At 67.3% G+C, this 14,536-nt stretch carries 15 protein-coding genes; 7 read left to right on the top strand and 8 right to left on the bottom strand.

Annotated elements, in window-relative coordinates:
• Positions 1-99: 99 nt before the first annotated feature.
• The 3 genes from JTE92_RS27335 (at position 100) to mtgA (ending at position 2,719) form a co-directional block, all read left to right on the top strand.
• Positions 100-1,032 carry an energy transducer TonB gene (locus tag JTE92_RS27335; RefSeq protein WP_063241694.1) on the top strand — a complete coding sequence of 311 codons (933 nt, stop codon included), beginning with the start codon at positions 100-102 and terminating at the stop codon, positions 1,030-1,032.
• Positions 1,032-1,931 (top strand): shikimate dehydrogenase, encoded by a 900-nt coding sequence (gene aroE, locus JTE92_RS27330; protein WP_063241693.1) that lies wholly within the window; start codon positions 1,032-1,034, stop codon positions 1,929-1,931. The genes JTE92_RS27335 and aroE overlap by 1 nt, the downstream gene beginning before the upstream one ends.
• Before the next feature lie 86 nt (positions 1,932-2,017).
• On the top strand, positions 2,018-2,719 hold the full coding sequence (gene mtgA, locus JTE92_RS27325; RefSeq protein WP_063241739.1) for a monofunctional biosynthetic peptidoglycan transglycosylase: 702 nt from the start codon (positions 2,018-2,020) through the stop codon (positions 2,717-2,719).
• A gap of 21 nt (positions 2,720-2,740) precedes the next feature.
• On the opposite strand, the gene corA is transcribed toward mtgA, so the two are convergent.
• Both corA and JTE92_RS27315 read right to left on the bottom strand, forming a co-directional pair.
• Entirely contained in the window at positions 2,741-3,703 is a 963-nt protein-coding gene (gene corA, locus JTE92_RS27320; protein ID WP_063241692.1) for a magnesium/cobalt transporter CorA, read from the bottom strand.
• A gap of 542 nt (positions 3,704-4,245) precedes the next feature.
• Positions 4,246-5,145 (bottom strand): DMT family transporter, encoded by a 900-nt coding sequence (locus tag JTE92_RS27315; RefSeq protein ID WP_063241691.1) that lies wholly within the window; start codon positions 5,143-5,145, stop codon positions 4,246-4,248.
• Positions 5,146-5,346: 201 nt separating this feature from the next.
• On the opposite strand from JTE92_RS27315, the gene pyrF reads away from it, so the two are divergent.
• Positions 5,347-6,165: an orotidine-5'-phosphate decarboxylase gene (gene pyrF, locus JTE92_RS27310; RefSeq protein ID WP_063241690.1), complete on the top strand. Its 819-nt coding sequence runs from the start codon at positions 5,347-5,349 to the stop codon at positions 6,163-6,165.
• 84 nt (positions 6,166-6,249) lie between these two features.
• Here pyrF and JTE92_RS27305 read toward each other — a convergent pair whose 3' ends face one another.
• The 3 genes from JTE92_RS27305 to thiL all read right to left on the bottom strand — a co-directional run bounded on the left by JTE92_RS27305 (position 6,250) and on the right by thiL (position 8,463).
• Positions 6,250-6,747, bottom strand: a complete 498-nt coding sequence (locus JTE92_RS27305) for a CinA family protein (protein WP_063241689.1) — start codon at positions 6,745-6,747, stop codon at positions 6,250-6,252.
• A 34-nt stretch (positions 6,748-6,781) separates the two neighbouring features.
• A complete protein-coding gene (locus JTE92_RS27300) occupies positions 6,782-7,348 on the bottom strand; it encodes a phosphatidylglycerophosphatase A family protein (RefSeq protein WP_063241688.1) in 567 nt (188 codons plus the stop codon).
• A 134-nt stretch (positions 7,349-7,482) separates the two neighbouring features.
• Complete coding sequence (gene thiL / locus JTE92_RS27295) at positions 7,483-8,463, bottom strand: thiamine-phosphate kinase (protein WP_063241687.1); 981 nt, start codon at positions 8,461-8,463, stop codon at positions 7,483-7,485.
• Positions 8,464-8,833: 370 nt separating this feature from the next.
• Here thiL and JTE92_RS27290 point away from each other — a divergent pair, with 370 nt between their 5' ends.
• From JTE92_RS27290 to JTE92_RS27280, 3 genes are all read left to right on the top strand, one after another.
• Positions 8,834-11,158, top strand: a complete 2,325-nt coding sequence (locus tag JTE92_RS27290) for an NADP-dependent malic enzyme (RefSeq protein WP_063241686.1) — start codon at positions 8,834-8,836, stop codon at positions 11,156-11,158.
• 363 nt (positions 11,159-11,521) lie between these two features.
• On the top strand, positions 11,522-11,893 hold the full coding sequence (locus JTE92_RS27285; RefSeq protein WP_063241738.1) for a guanyl-specific ribonuclease: 372 nt from the start codon (positions 11,522-11,524) through the stop codon (positions 11,891-11,893).
• Complete coding sequence (locus JTE92_RS27280) at positions 11,890-12,510, top strand: barstar family protein (RefSeq protein WP_029047850.1); 621 nt, start codon at positions 11,890-11,892, stop codon at positions 12,508-12,510. Before JTE92_RS27285 ends, JTE92_RS27280 begins: the two co-directional genes overlap by 4 nt.
• A gap of 94 nt (positions 12,511-12,604) precedes the next feature.
• On the opposite strand, the gene JTE92_RS27275 is transcribed toward JTE92_RS27280, so the two are convergent.
• The 3 genes from JTE92_RS27275 to JTE92_RS27265 are packed head-to-tail and all read right to left on the bottom strand — an operon-like array spanning position 12,605 to position 14,442.
• Entirely contained in the window at positions 12,605-13,207 is a 603-nt protein-coding gene (locus JTE92_RS27275; protein WP_063241685.1) for a YidB family protein, read from the bottom strand.
• A gap of 48 nt (positions 13,208-13,255) precedes the next feature.
• Positions 13,256-14,014: a 16S rRNA (uracil(1498)-N(3))-methyltransferase gene (locus JTE92_RS27270; RefSeq protein WP_063241684.1), complete on the bottom strand. Its 759-nt coding sequence runs from the start codon at positions 14,012-14,014 to the stop codon at positions 13,256-13,258.
• A complete protein-coding gene (locus tag JTE92_RS27265) occupies positions 14,014-14,442 on the bottom strand; it encodes a VOC family protein (protein WP_063241683.1) in 429 nt (142 codons plus the stop codon). Before JTE92_RS27265 ends, JTE92_RS27270 begins: the two co-directional genes overlap by 1 nt.
• Positions 14,443-14,536: the final 94 nt, after the last annotated feature.

The raw sequence follows: 14,536 nt of genomic DNA, 5'->3' as shown, positions 1-14,536 counted from the left end.
TTACAATGCCTAGCGGCATTCCCGGCTGGCCGGGAATGCTCGTCCACCTGCCCTGGTCCACCTGCCGCCTAGCACCTTCCGAGCCAAATTCCCGCCATCGTGAACGCCGCACTCGCCGCTCCCCGCCACTGGTGGCACGCCAGGTGGCACAACAGCAGTACGCTGGCCAAGGCGCTGGCCATTTCCGTGGTCGTGCATGCGCTGCTGCTGATGGTGCGGATCGCCGCGCCCGAGGTGTTCGAGATCAAGCGCATGGACTCGCCGCTTGACGTGGTGCTGGTCAACGCGAAATCGGCGCAGAAGCCGCGCAACCCGACCGCGCTGGCGCAGGCCAACCTGGACGGCGGCGGCGACCACGACCTGCAGCGCGCCACCACGCCGCTGCCGGCGCAGACCGTGACGCAGGAGGGCGACCTCGTGCGCCAGGTGCAGCGCCGCGTCGAGCAGCTCGAACTGGAGCAGCAGCGCTTGCTGACGCAGTCGCGCGACCCCGCGGCGGCGGTGCGCAGCCAGCCGCTGAAACCTGGCGAGAAGCGCCAGGACAATCCCCAGCGCGGCCAGGACGAGCGCACCTCGGCCGACGAGATGGCCAGGCTCGAAGCCGAGATCGGCCGCAACCTGGAGCACTACGCCAAGCGGCCCAAGCGCTTCCAGCTGACCGCGACCAGCGCGCAGGCGGTCGACTACGCGCAGTACTACGACCGGCTGCGCCGCAGGATCGAGGCGCGCGGCACCACCGATTTCCCGCAACGCAACGGCAAGCCGCTGTACGGCCAGCTGATCCTGGTGATCAACGTCAACCGGCTCGGCAAGCTCGGCTACAACCGCGACGGCTACAACGTCGACGCGATCGACGTGGTCAAGAGTTCGGGCGATCCCGCGCTGGACCGCCAGGCCGTGGCGATCGTGCGCGCGGCCGCGCCGTTCGGCGCCTTCACCTCGGAAATGGCGGCGCGCCAGGACATCCTGGAAGTCATTTCCACCTTCAAGTTTTCGCGCAGCGGGCTGGAAACCCGGCTGCAGGCACGCTGATGACAACTCCAGACACTACGCCAGACAGCACCCAGAACACGCCGGACCAGTATGTGGTGATCGGCAATCCCATCGCGCACAGCCGCTCGCCGGCGATCCACGCCGCCTTTGCGCGCCAGACCGGCGAAGCGGTGCAGTACGGCCGGCTGGAGGCGCCGCTGGACGGGTTTGCCGATACCGTGCGCAAGTTCTTCGCCGACGGCGGCTATGGCTGCAACGTGACGGTGCCGTTCAAGCTGGAGGCCTATGACCTGGCCGACCGCCTGACCGAGCGCGCCGAAGCCGCCGGCGCGGTCAACACGCTGTGGATCGAGGATGGCCTGATCCATGGCGACAACACCGACGGGGTGGGCCTGGTGCGCGATATCCAGGACAACCTCGACACGCTGGTCGAAGGCAAGCGCGTGCTGCTGCTGGGCGCGGGCGGCGCGGCCATGGGCGCGATGCTGCCGCTGATCGAGGCGCGTCCGTCGCGCATCGTGGTGGCCAACCGCACCGCGTCGCGCGCCTCCGACATGCTGGAAGAATTCGTCGAAGCGGCCGACCAGTTCGGCGTGGAGCTGTGGGGCGGCGGTCTCGATGCGCTCGAAGGCCTGTCCGAGGACGAGGCCTGCGATATCGTGATCAATGCCTCGTCGAGCAGCCTGCATGGCGAAGTGCCGCCGCTGCCCGAGTTCCTGCTGGGCGAAGGCGTGCTGGCCTACGACATGATGTACGGCGCCGAGCCGACCGTGTTCCTGCAGTTCGCCGCGCGCTGCGGCGCGCGCACCAGCGACGGCCTGGGCATGCTGGTCGAGCAGGCCGCCGAGGCCTTCTATATCTGGCGCGGCGTGCGCCCCCGCACCGCGCCCGTGCTGGCCGAGCTGCGCGACGCGCTGCAGGCCGAACGCAAGGGCTGAGCGGGGCCTCGCCAGCCGTGGCCACCCGCAACCGCCCGGCCAGCAATGCCCGCGGCGCCGCTCCCGCCGGCTCGATACTGAATCCGCTGCGCTGGCTTGGCTTCCTGCTGGGCTGCGTGGTCGCGGGCGTGCTGGCGATGCAGTTGTATTTCTTCGTGCAGATTGCCAGCTGGCAGTACGTCAACCCGTCGAGCACGACCTTCATGCGCGCCGAGCGCTGGCGGCTGTGCGGCATCAACTTTTGGCGCTGCGGGCTGGAACGCGAGTGGATGCCGTATGAGCGGATCTCGCGCAACCTAAAGCGCGCGGTGATCGCCAGCGAGGATGCGGGCTTCGTCAACCATCCCGGCTACGAGCTCGACGCCATGCTCGACGCCTGGGAGCGCAACAAGAAGCGCGGCCGCATCGTGCGCGGCGCTTCGACCATCACGCAGCAACTGGCCAAGAACCTGTTCCTGTCGTCCGAGCAGCATTACCTGCGCAAGGGGCAGGAGCTGGCGATCACGTGGATGCTGGAGTTCTGGCTCGACAAGCAGCGCATCTACGAGATCTACCTGAACTCGGTGGAGTGGGGCGAGGGCGTGTTCGGCGCGCAGGCCGCGGCGCAGCACTACTTCCGTACCAGTGCCGACAAGCTCAGCGTCGGCCAGTCCGCGCGGCTGGCGGCGGCGCTGCCGGCGCCCAAGTGCTTCGACAAGAAAGAGTACTGCGCCAACGTGCGGGTGAATTTCCGCGCCAAGGCGGGGATCATCGCGCGCCGGATGGGCGCGGCGACGTTGCCGGACTGAGGCCCGACGGGCCTCAGTGCCTCAGCTCAGCCAGCCCTTGCGGCGGAAATACACCAGCGGAATCGCCGCCGACACCGCCATCAGCGCGATCGCCCACGGATAGCCCCCCGCCCAGTCCAGTTCCGGCATGAACTTGAAGTTCATGCCGTAGATGCTGGCGATCAGCGTGGGTGGCATCAATGCCACCGACACCACCGAGAACAGCTTGATGATCTTGTTCTGGTTGATGTTGATGAAACCGACGGTCGCATCCATCAGGAAGTTGATCTTGTCGAACAGGAACGCGGTGTGGTTCTCGATCGAGTCGATATCGCGCAGGATCTGGCGGGCTTCGTCCTGCTGCTCGGCCGACAGCAGCTGGCTGCGCATCAGGAATGACACGGCGCGGCGCGTGTCCATCACGTTGCGGCGGATGCGGCCATTCAGGTCTTCCTCGCGGGCGATGGTTTCCAGCACGTCGGCCGCGGCGGCATCGGTCACGTTCTCGGCCAGCACGCGGCGGCTGGCTTCTTCCAGGCGTTCGTAGATTTCCTCGATCGAGTCGGCCGAGTATTCCGCATCGGTCGCATACAGGTCCATCAGCACGTCCTTGGCGTTGCGCACCGACCCGGGGCGCATGCGTGCGCGCAGCCGCACCAGCCGGAACACCGGCAGGTCTTCGTCGTGGATGGAGAACAGCACGTCCTTGGTCAGTACGAAGGCCACGCGCACGTTGCGCGATACCTCTTCCTCGTCGAGCAGGAAGTCGGTGCGGATATGGATATTCTCGTCCTCGCCCTCGAAATAGCGCGCCGACGCCTCCAGGTCGCCCAGGTCTTCCAGCTCGGGAAGGGCGACGCCGTAGGCTTCCTTGATCCAGTTCAGCTCTTCGTCGTCAGGGTTGACGACATCGATCCAGATCGGCTTGTGCTGCAGCAGCTCATTGCGCTCGTCGACTTGCTCCTGGGCAAGCCGGCCTTTCTGCAGGACGAACAGGTTGATCATCCCCGGGATTCCTTATTGCTGATTTGCGACGAAAAACAATGACAAGCGCGAAGACAAGCGCAGGCGGCTCGCCGTATCCCAGGTATTGCGCATGCCCGTCATGGCCCCGCGGCAAGCCGCAAAAGGCCGGGCCACGGGCAAGCGTGATCGCGCTGTCCCGCGGCTGCGCGGGGCAGGCGGACAAGGCGATGGCGTTTGCCTGGGTTGGCTGGCTAGCCGGGAGAGAGAAGATCCGCCACGGTGGGCGCGCATGAAGGCGCCGCCGGTGGCACGGAAAGACACTCGCCCGCAGTTCGGACTGCGGGCAAGGCCGACGAAGCGCGGAGCCGGGTGCTCCGGGCGGGTCGTCGTTACGCAGCCCGCAGTGACATGGCATTCGCAGTGGTCGCATGACTGCGCCAACTCGAACACCCGATGCTACTGCCCACGTAATTTCTCCGGGATTGTGATGGCCGCGAGTGTAGCCCAACGAAGGGGCGCTTGTTAAGTGAAATCTCCGTGGAGGCCGGGCGGCCGTTGTGCTCCGCCCCCGGCCGGCGGCCTCAGCCCACGGCACCGCGCAGCCGGCGCCACAACAGCGGCGCCAGCATCACCGAGGACAAGGCCATGAACATCAGCACGATGGCGGCGTAGTCCTGCCAGTGCGGCTGCTCGCCCAGCAGCCACATGCCCGAGAACACGCCGACCACCGGGATGAACATGATCGACAGGCTCGACACCACCGGCGGCAGGCTGCGCGCCAGCCCGAACCAGACCAGGTGGCAGAAGGCGAAGACCACCACCGCGTTGTAGGCGATCGCGCCCCATTCGACGGCGCTCGGCATGCGCCAGCCGTGCTCCAGCAGCAGCGTGCCGGCGAGCAGGAAGGGCAGGGTTGCCAGCAGCATCCAGAAGGTCATGGCGCCGATCGGCACGTCGGTCTGGGTGCGCTTCATCAGCTGGGTGCCGAAGCCCCAGCCGGCGGCGGCCAGCAGCATCAGCAGCGTGCCGGCGGGGCTGCCGGTCAGCGCGCTGATCTCGCCCGACAGCAGCAGCACGGTGCCCGCCAGCGCGCAGCCGATGCCGACCCAGGCAAAGCCGCCGATGCGTTCGCGGAAGAAGACCAGGCCCCACACCACGGCCCAGATCGGCATGGTGTAGCCAAGGATGGCGGCACGCCCCGACGACAGCATCTTGACCGCGCAGATTGCGAACAGGTGCCACACCACCATGTTGGGCAGGGCGAGGCGGAACACCGTGCCCCATTCGCGCCGCGGCACCGCCAGCGAATCGCCGCGCAGGCGCAGCGCCAGGCCCAGCGCAAGCACGCCGCCGGCCATGCACAGCAGGCGGAAACCCATCGGGGGGAAGTGCGCCACGCCGACCTTCATGATGGGCCAGTTGATGCCCCAGGCAAGGGTGAGGACGACGAGCAGGAAAATACCGCGGCGATCGAGAGACATACTGCAGGGCGGCGGCTGTGCGCGATGCCGCGCTTTGTTTTGAGACGAAGCGCAAAACGATAGCACGCAGCGGGTAAAATTGCCGGAAACGACATATGCTGCAGGGATGAAAGGTTTTCACGCCGCTGCGGCCCAACTGTGCCGGGCCAAGGACTTTTCTGCCAATGAGGCGCCGGCGCCACCAGGATATTTCGAGTACCCATGACATTCACCGAGCAGCTTGCTGCCGCCTGGCAGCGCAACGATTCCCTTCTCTGCGTCGGCCTCGATCCTGACCCGCAGAAGCTGCCGCTGTCGCTGACCGGCGCGGGCGGCGCCATCTTCTCGTTCTGTCGCGAGATCGTCGACGCCACCGCCGACCTGGTCTGCGCCTTCAAGCCGCAGATCGCGTATTTCCACTCGCAGCGCGCCGAAGACCAGCTCGAGCAGCTGATCCACTACATCCACGACGCCCACCCCGGCATCCCGGTGATCCTCGACGCCAAGCGCGGCGATATCGGCTCGACCGCCGAGCACTACGCGCTGGAAGCGTTCGAGCGCTACCAGGCCGATGCGGTCACGGTCAGCCCCTACATGGGCTTCGATTCGATGCAGCCGTACCTGGCCTACCCGGACCGCGGCGTGATCGTGCTGTGCCGCACCTCCAACCCGGGCGGCTCCGACGTGCAGTTCCTGCAGGTCGAGGGCAAGCCGCTGTACCAGCTGGTGGCCGAGGCCGCGCGCGAGCGCTGGAACACCACCGGCCAGATGGGCCTGGTGGTCGGCGCCACCTTCCCCAACGAGATCGCGCGCGTGCGCCAGATCGTCGGCGACATGCCGCTGCTGATTCCGGGCATCGGCGCGCAGGGCGGGGATATCGAGGCGACGGTCAAGGCCGGGCGCACCGCGGATGGCACCGGCATGATGATCAACTCGTCGCGGGCGATCCTGTACGCGAGCCGCGAGAAGGACTTCGCGGCGGCGGCGCGCAATGTCGCGCTGCAGACGCGGGAGACCATCAACCGCTACCGCCACGGCTGATTGCCGCACGCGGCAGGACAAAAAAAACCGCGTCAGCCTGACGCGGTTTTTTGTTGGCGGCGCGGGGCGCCAGTGGCAGCGGCCTCAGGCCTCGTTGCGCAGCAGCTCCAGCAAGCCCCGCATCGCGTGCTCCGCCGCCTGCCGGCGGATTTGCGCCCGGTCACCCGGGAAGCGCTGGGTTTCCACGATGGTCGTGATGCGGTTGCTCCAGCCGAAGCACACCATGCCCACCGGCTTTTCCGGCGTGCCGCCGTTGGGACCGGCCACGCCGGTGATCGACAGCGAAACCTGCGCGCGGCTGTTCAGCAGCGCGCCTTCCGCCATCGCGCGAGCCACCTCTTCGCTGACCGCGCCGTGGTCACGGATCAGCTTGGCCGGCACGCCCAGCATGGTGGACTTGGCTTCGTTGGAGTAGGTGACAAAGCCGCGCTCGAACCAGCCGGACGAGCCTGAGACATCCGTGATGGCGGCGGCGACCAGTCCGCCGGTACAGGACTCGGCGGTGGCCAGCATCAGGGATTTTTCGGCAAGGGCGACGCCGGACTGGACGGCAAGCTGGTCGAGCAGGCGGCTGACTGACATGATGGACTCGGGGATTTGTTGGAATGGACCGGGCTCAGAACGAGCGCCACAGCGCGAATACCAGCAGCGTGTAGAAGGCCGCGAAGATGTCGTCGAACATCACGCCGAAGCCGCCGCGCAGGCCGGGGCCCTTGAGCGTGCGGTCGTAGTAGCCGATCGGCGCGGGCTTGGCGATATCGAACAGCCGGAACCACAGGAAGGCGGCGAACTGCCCCCAGAACCCGGTCGGCGTGACAAAGGCCAGCACCAGCCAGAACGCGATGATCTCGTCCCAGACCATGCTGCCGTGGTCATGCACGCCCATGTCGCGGGCGGTTTTGGCGCAGGCCCAGAGGCCCAGCAGGAAGCCGCCGCCTATCACCCATAGCCAGGTGGTCGGCTCGATCCACAGCGACACCACCACGAACGACAGCCACGCGTAGAGCGTGCCGACCGTGCCGGGGCCGACCGGCGACAGGCCCGAGCCGAAGCCGAAGGCGATCAGGTGGGCCGGATGGGCCAGCATGAAGCGCGCCGTCGGGCGCGTGACCTTGACGGTCTGGCCGGCTTCCAGGGTCATGGCGGGGTCGCGGGGCGCGGCCCCGGAGGGGATGGTGGACATCAAGGTTGGCTCGTGTGATGCGGATACTGCTTGTGGTTATGGCCGGCGTGCTGCTGTCACTGCTGCTGAAGGCGGGACTCCCGTTCCCGCGCCGCGCGCCGATGCCGGCATCATGACACGCCTGTGCCCCGGTGTCAGGAGGCGGCGAAGTGGTCGAAGCTGGCGCCGGTGTAGCGGGTCGGGTTGCCGGCATGGTCGACCAGGCGCAGGCCCGGCTCAGGAGTGATCGTGCCGACACGTGTGAGCGGCAGCGCCAGCCGTTCGCTGATCGCGGCGAGCGCGTCGCGGTTGCCTGCGGGGGCGGTGAAGCACAGCTCGTAGTCATCGCCCCCGGCCAGCGTGCATTCGCGCTGGATCGCTTCCGGCTGGCTGGCCAGCACCGCCGAGCGCGGCAGGGCGTCGACATCGATCAGTGCGCCCACCTGCGAGCGTGCCAGGATATGGCCGAGGTCGCCGATCAGGCCGTCGGAGATGTCGAGTGCGGCATGCGCCACGCCGCGAAGCGCCATGCCCAGCGCCACGCGCGGGGCCGGCGTGTCCATGCGCGGGCGTACCTGGGTGAAGGCGGGCTCGGGCAGCAGCCATTCGCCACGGCAGTCCCCCAGCGCCAGGCGTGCGTCGCCAAGCGTGCCGGAGATCCAGATATCGTCGCCCGGGCGTGCCGCGTCGCGGCGCAGCGCGGCGCGGTGCGGCACGTCGCCGAAGACGGTGAGCGACAGCGTCAGCGGGCCGCGCGTGGTGTCGCCGCCGACCAGCTCGCAGCCGTGGGCGTCGGCCAGGGCCAGCATGCCCTCAGCCAGTTCGGCCAGCCATGCCGGGTCAGCCTCGGGCAGCGCCAGCGCCAGCGTGAAGGCGCGCGGCTCGGCACCCATCGCGGCGAGGTCGGACAGGTTGACCGCCAGTGCCTTGTGGCCAAGCGCACGCGGGGCCACGTCCGCAAAGAAATGGCGGCCGCTGACCAGCATGTCGGTGCTGATGGCGAGGTGGTGGCCCGGGCGGCCTTCGATCAGCGCGCAGTCGTCGCCCACGCCGAGTGCGGCTTTGTGCACCGGTCGAGTGAAGTAGCGGCGGATCAGGTCGAACTCGGAAAGCTGGGCGGGCTGGGCGTCGGACATCGCGGCGAGCTGGCAGTGGACAGGTGTTTGCCCGGCCGGCAGGCACCGGAGGGACGGAGGGACTCGGAAGGGCGCATCAGGATGCGGCGCCGGCAGCGTTTCAGCAAGATACTGCCGCGCATGACAGCCATGACCGCAGCGAGTCACCAGCCATGCGCCGGGCGGCGCTACGCTTGCTGGTGTTGCCCCGTTGGATGGGGCATATTGTACCGAATAGCAAAGGTGCCCCAAGCAAAAGGCTTATTGTGAAATAGTATTTCACTATATAAAATGCTGGGTTCCAAAGGAAGAGAAGGGCGGGCACGTGGAGCCGGTCCGCCGATCGTCCCCGCCAAGTCAATGACGGCTCCACCGATTGGAAAATGCGCCGATGACCAGCCCTCAGCAGTCCCCGTCCCAAGACGATCTGAAACAGCAGCAGCGTGAGGCGCTGCGCAAAGCGGCGCTCGAGTACCACGAGTTTCCGACCCCCGGCAAGATTTCCGTCACCCCGACCAAGCCGCTGTCGAACCAGCGCGACCTGGCGCTGGCCTATTCGCCGGGCGTGGCCGCGGCCTGCGAAGAGATCGTGGTCGACCAGGCCAATTCCTTCCGCTACACCGCGCGCGGCAACCTCGTCGCGGTGATCACCAACGGCACCGCCGTGCTCGGCCTGGGCGACATCGGCGCCGCGGCCTCCAAGCCCGTGATGGAAGGCAAGGGTGGCCTGTTCAAGAAGTTTGCCGGTATCGACGTGTTCGATATCGAAATCGACGAAAAGGACCCGGAAAAGCTGGTCCAGATCATCGCCGCGCTGGAGCCGACCTTCGGTGGCATCAACCTGGAAGACATCAAGGCACCGGAGTGCTTCTACGTCGAGCGCAAGCTGCGCGAGAAGATGAAGATTCCTGTCTTCCACGACGACCAGCACGGCACCGCCATCGTGGTGGCCGCGGCCGTCATCAACGGCCTGAAGGTGGTCGGCAAGGACATCAGCAAGGTCAAGCTGGTCGCCTCGGGCGCCGGCGCCGCCGCGCTGGCCTGCCTGGACCTGCTGGTCGACATCGGCCTGCCCATCGAGAACATCTGGGTGACCGACCTGGCCGGCGTGGTCTATGAAGGCCGTACCGAGCTGATGGACCCTGAAAAGGCCCGTTTCTCGCAGAAGACCGACAAGCGCAAGCTGGGCGAGGTCATCGACGGCGCCGACATCTTCCTGGGCCTGTCCGCCGCGGGCGTGCTCAAGCAGGACATGGTCCAGCGCATGGCCGACAAGCCGCTGGTGCTGGCACTGGCCAACCCGAACCCGGAAATCGCGCCCGAGCTGGTCAAGGAAGTGCGGCCGGACGCGGTGATGGCCACCGGCCGTACCGACTACCCGAACCAGGTCAACAACGTCCTGTGCTTCCCGTTCATCTTCCGCGGTGCGCTGGATTGCGGCGCCACCACCATCACGCGCGAGATGGAGATCGCCGCCGCCAACGCGCTGGCCGAGCTGGCGCGCCAGGAGCAGAGCGACATCGTTGCCAGCGCCTATGGCATCCAGGACCTGTCGTTCGGCCCGGAATACCTGATCCCGAAGCCGTTCGATCCGCGCCTGATCGTCAAGGTGGCGCCGGCCGTGGCCGAAGCCGCGATGAAGTCGGGCGTGGCCGCCCGTCCGATCGAGGACATGGACGCCTACCGCCTGCAGCTGCAGCAGTTCGTGTACCACTCGGGCACGCTGATGAAGCCGATCTACGCCGCCGCGCGCAAGGTCGAGATGGAGAAGAAGCGCATCGTCTTTGCCGAGGGCGAAGAAGAGCGCGTGCTGCGTGCCGTACAGGTGATCGTCGATGAGAAGCTGGCCAACCCGATCCTGATCGGCCGGCCGGCGGTGCTGCAGCACCGCATCGAGCGCTTCGGCCTGCGCCTGCGCGCCGGCGTCGACTTCACCGTGGTCAATCCCGAACACGACGAGCGTTTCCGTGCCTACTCCGACGCGTACTACCGCATGATGGCGCGCCAGGGCATCACGCCCCAGTACGCCAAGCTGGAGATGCGCCGCCGCACCACGCTGATCGGCGCCATGCTGGTCCACAAGGGCGAGGCCGACGGCATGATCTGCGGCACCGTCAGCACCACGGCGGCGCACCTGCGCTATATCGACCAGGTGCTGGGCGGGACCAGCAAGGTCTACGCGGCCATGAACGGCCTGGTGTTGCCGGGCCGCCAGATCTTCCTGGTGGACACGCACGTCAACGTCGACCCGACCGCAGAGGAACTGGCCGAGATCACGCTGATGGCGGCCGAAGAACTCAAGCGCTTTGGCATCGAGCCCAAGGTCGGCCTGCTGTCGCATTCGAACTTCGGCACGTCCGAGGCGCCTTCGGCGCGCAAGATGCGCGATACGCTCGCCATCCTGCGCGAGCGCGCGCCTGAACTCGAAGTCGACGGTGAAATGCACGGCGACAGCGCGCTCGACCAGAAGCTGCGCGACCAGCTGGTGCCGGACAGCACGCTGCAGGGCGAAGCCAACCTGCTGGTGTGCCCGAACATCGACGCCGCCAATATCTCGTACAACCTGCTCAAGGTTGCAGCGGGCAATAACGTCGCGATCGGCCCGATCCTGCTGGGCGTGAAGGCGCCGGTGCACATCCTGACGCCGTCCGCGACGGTGCGCCGCATCGTCAACATGACTTCGCTGGTGGTGGTGGACGCTGCTGCCAAGCGTTAAGCCGCCTGCTTGCCAATCTTTCGGAAAAGCCGGGTTCGCCCGGCTTTTTTGTCGTCCGCAGACGACAGTTAGTATGCGCACACATACGCATAACATATTGAAACAATTGAGGAATTCCCGCTGCGTCGGGGCTGGGATTGATTAATTGCGTGCATCCGCGTAACCTTACGCCTTTGATACAGGCGCTCGCCATGAGCGCCCCGGTGCGGTTGGCATCCGGCGCGTGCAGGGCAAGGCGCGCGAGGTGCCGGCCAGGGTGGCCCGGACAGATCGTCTACCCAAACAGCGGCAGGCTCGATTTCCGGTTCAACCTAGACAAGCAACGTGGTTTCCCAAGTACCCTTGATGCAGCAGGCAGCGCGGATGCTGGCCCGGTCGATGACGGGCGCGGCGCTGGTGCTGGCCCTGGCGCAGCCCGCGCTGGCGCGCCAGGCGCAGACCGAAGGCATGGGAACCATTGCAGCGCAGCAGTTGCCCAACGAAGCACGGCAGACCCTGGCGCGCATCGAAGCCGGCGGCCCGTTCCAGTATGACAAGGACGGAACCCGGTTCGGCAACTACGAACGCCTCCTGCCGCAAAAAGAACGCGGGTACTACCGCGAATACACGGTAAAGAGCGCCAGAAGCCGGAACCGGGGACCCAGGCGGATCGTATGCGGCGGGGAACAGCGCGCTGCCAACGATTGTTACTACACGGAAGACCACTACAACAGCTTCAAACGGATACTCAAATGATGACTGACATTTTCGGATTGGGCGACGCCCTTGCCGCCCGCGAAGAGCGCGGCGCCGGAGATGGCTGGCAGCGGGCCCAGCAGCAGGCCCAGAACCTCTATGACAACGTGCTGACGATGCCGCAGCGCCAAGAGCTCACGCACAAACTCCCGCCCGCGAACGCGCCTGTGGCCATGCCGGCCGGTGCAGGCTGGGCTGACGGCACCAGCGAGGGGGCCATGAACCTGTTCAAGACGGTGCGCCCGAACATCGTCCAGTCGATCCGTGCCTTCCGCGTGCCCGAACTGGCCCAGGCGGCCGCGGATCTCGGCCAGCATTTCCTGTATGCCAACTGCGCGCATTGCGCCAGCAAGGCCGAGGTTCTGGAAACGATCGCAACGTCGTTTATCTTCCCCAAGCATTTCGGCAAGAACTTCGATGCACTGGCGGACTGCCTGACCGACCTGATCTACAAGGCCGGCCCGCAGCCGGGTTTCGTGATCGTGCTGGAAGGCCTGCCGATTGCGCAGAAGTTCGACAAGGAAGGGCGCGAGGTGCTGCTCGACGTGTTCCGCGACGCCGCCGAGTTCTGGGGCGAGCGCAAGGTGCAGTTCCGGGTGTTCTACTCGTTCGCCTGAGCGCCGGTTCCGTTCAGGTTCTGTTCCGTACCAAGCAAAAAGCCCGCAATTGCGGGCTTTTTGCTTGGTGGCGCGTGGCACTTGCCTGGCGGCCTCACTCCTGCGCGGGGACATGCCCGTGCGGCGTCAGCCGGTCGATCAGCTCGGGCAGTCCCTCGCTCAGTTGCGCTGCCACGTCTTCCTGCGACATCCCGGTGGACTGCGCCAGCGAGTCCAGCGCCCCGGTCCCGCCCAGCGCATCGCTCAGCGCCGACGGCGTGACCGGCTGGTTGGCGCCGGTGCCGATCCACGAATCCACCTGCTCGCCCAGCCCGGCCTGCGCCAGGATCTGGTGCAGCACGCCGATGCCGCCGGCGGCGGCCCCCAGCGCCTGGCTGTTGGCCGGGGCGCCGCCCTGGCCACCCAGCAGTCCACCGAGCAGGGAGCCCAGGTCGAGCCCGCCCGTGGCGCCGGGCGCGCTGGCATTGCCGCCGAGCATGCCACCCAGCAGTCCGCCGAGGCTACCCAGTCCGCCCAGTCCGTCGTCGACCGGCGCTGCGGAGCCGCTTTCCTGGCTGCGGTTGCGCATGGCCAGCATTGCCAGCAGGCCGAGCGCCATCATCAGCTTCGGATTGAGCCCACCGGCGCTGCCTTCTTCGCCGCGGGCATTGCCCAGTTGTCCGAGCACGCCGCCCAGCACGCTATCGAGTAGTCCCATGGTCGACTCCTTCAGTCAAGGTTGGCGCTGGCCGGATGGCCGCCGCCGTCAGAATCCGCCAAGCAAGGCGTTGAGCGTGGAAAGGCAGGCCAGCCCGGCCGTCTCGGTGCGCAGGATGCGCGGGCCGAGCGACACGCCGGTGAAGCCGGCCTGCCGTGCCGTGCGCTCTTCCTCCGGCGACAGTCCGCCTTCGGGGCCGATCAGCAGCGTGACGCCATCGGCAAGCAAGGCGTCGCGGCGCTCGGCCACGTAGGCCGGCAGCGACTGCTCCGCCCGCGGCGACACCAGCAGCCGTGCCCCGGCGCCGCTGCCGCCGGACTGCGCCAGCCACGTTTCAAAGTTAGCCACCGGGGCGACTGCCGGCAAGCGATTGCGGCCGCATTGTTCGCAGGCGGCTTGCACCAGCGCCTGCCAGTGCGCCTGGCGCTTTTGCGCGCGGTCACCGGTGAGGCGCACCACCGAGCGGTTGGCCTGCAGCGGCTGGATCGCGGCGACACCGAGTTCGACCGCTTTCTCGATCAGCCAGTCCATCTTGTCGCCGCCGGCCAGCCCTTGCGCCAGCGTGACCCGGAAGGGCGGCTCGGCTTCGGCCGCGTCGTGCGCGCCGATGCGCGCCACGGCATGGCGCTTGCCCAGTTCAAGCAGGGTGGCGGCGTGGCTGCCGCCGCGGCCGTCGAACAGCGTGATGGCGTCGCCGGGCGCCAGGCGCAGCACCTGGGCGTGGCGTACCACCGGTTCGGGCAGGGGAAATTCGGCTTCGGCGGCCAGGATCGTGTCCGTGCCGCCGACAAAGAAACGCGGGGCCATCAGCTTGCCTTGCTCCCGTTCGGATCCAGCGGCTTGCCGAAGCCCCAGCGGTAGCCGTCCGGATCCTCGACCATGCAGTAGCGGTCGCCCCAGAACTGGTCGGCGGGGGCCATCAGGCTGACGGCGCCGGCGTCGACCGCGCGCTGGTGCATGGCGTCGACATCGTCGCAGTAGACATAGAAGGTTTGCGGGCATTCCACGCCCAGCGAGCGGGGCGTGCGGGCGGTGCTGCCCCACGCGCCCTCGGGTGCGAACATCACCACCAGATCGCCCTGGTAGTGCATTTCGGCGTGGGTCGGCACGCCGTTTTCATCGACCACGTTGCCGGCGGCAAAGCCGAAGGCACGGCTGTAGAAATCCAGCGCGGCGCGCCCGTTGGCGACGGTCAGGTAGGGGGTGAGCCAGGGGGTGTTGGCCGGTCTGCTCATGATCGTCTCCTGTCATGCGGGAAACCCGGCGCGGCCTGTTGCCCGTCTGTCGCTCGTCTGTCGCCAAGCGGGCCCGCGCGGTGCGAGTGTGCAT

The sequence above is a fragment of the Cupriavidus oxalaticus genome (assembly GCF_016894385.1).
In the GTDB taxonomy this organism is placed as follows: Bacteria; Pseudomonadota; Gammaproteobacteria; order Burkholderiales; family Burkholderiaceae; genus Cupriavidus; species Cupriavidus oxalaticus.
The sequence above is the reverse complement of the archived record's forward strand: the minus strand, read 5'-3'. Positions and strand labels throughout refer to the sequence as shown.

Bases quoted from the DNA above. Each gene is read 5' to 3' on its own strand.
- aroE (WP_063241693.1), top strand. From the start codon at position 1,032: ATGACAACTCCAGACACTACGCCAGACAGCACCCAGAACACGCCGGAC.
- corA (WP_063241692.1), bottom strand. From the start codon at position 3,703: ATGATCAACCTGTTCGTCCTGCAGAAAGGCCGGCTTGCCCAGGAGCAA.
- JTE92_RS27315 (WP_063241691.1), bottom strand. From the start codon at position 5,145: ATGTCTCTCGATCGCCGCGGTATTTTCCTGCTCGTCGTCCTCACCCTT.
- pyrF (WP_063241690.1), top strand. From the start codon at position 5,347: ATGACATTCACCGAGCAGCTTGCTGCCGCCTGGCAGCGCAACGATTCC.
- JTE92_RS27305 (WP_063241689.1), bottom strand. From the start codon at position 6,747: ATGTCAGTCAGCCGCCTGCTCGACCAGCTTGCCGTCCAGTCCGGCGTC.
- JTE92_RS27300 (WP_063241688.1), bottom strand. From the start codon at position 7,348: ATGTCCACCATCCCCTCCGGGGCCGCGCCCCGCGACCCCGCCATGACC.
- thiL (WP_063241687.1), bottom strand. From the start codon at position 8,463: ATGTCCGACGCCCAGCCCGCCCAGCTTTCCGAGTTCGACCTGATCCGC.
- JTE92_RS27290 (WP_063241686.1), top strand. From the start codon at position 8,834: ATGACCAGCCCTCAGCAGTCCCCGTCCCAAGACGATCTGAAACAGCAG.
- JTE92_RS27285 (WP_063241738.1), top strand. From the start codon at position 11,522: ATGCTGGCCCGGTCGATGACGGGCGCGGCGCTGGTGCTGGCCCTGGCG.
- JTE92_RS27280 (WP_029047850.1), top strand. From the start codon at position 11,890: ATGATGACTGACATTTTCGGATTGGGCGACGCCCTTGCCGCCCGCGAA.
- JTE92_RS27275 (WP_063241685.1), bottom strand. From the start codon at position 13,207: ATGGGACTACTCGATAGCGTGCTGGGCGGCGTGCTCGGACAACTGGGC.
- JTE92_RS27270 (WP_063241684.1), bottom strand. From the start codon at position 14,014: ATGGCCCCGCGTTTCTTTGTCGGCGGCACGGACACGATCCTGGCCGCC.
- JTE92_RS27265 (WP_063241683.1), bottom strand. From the start codon at position 14,442: ATGAGCAGACCGGCCAACACCCCCTGGCTCACCCCCTACCTGACCGTC.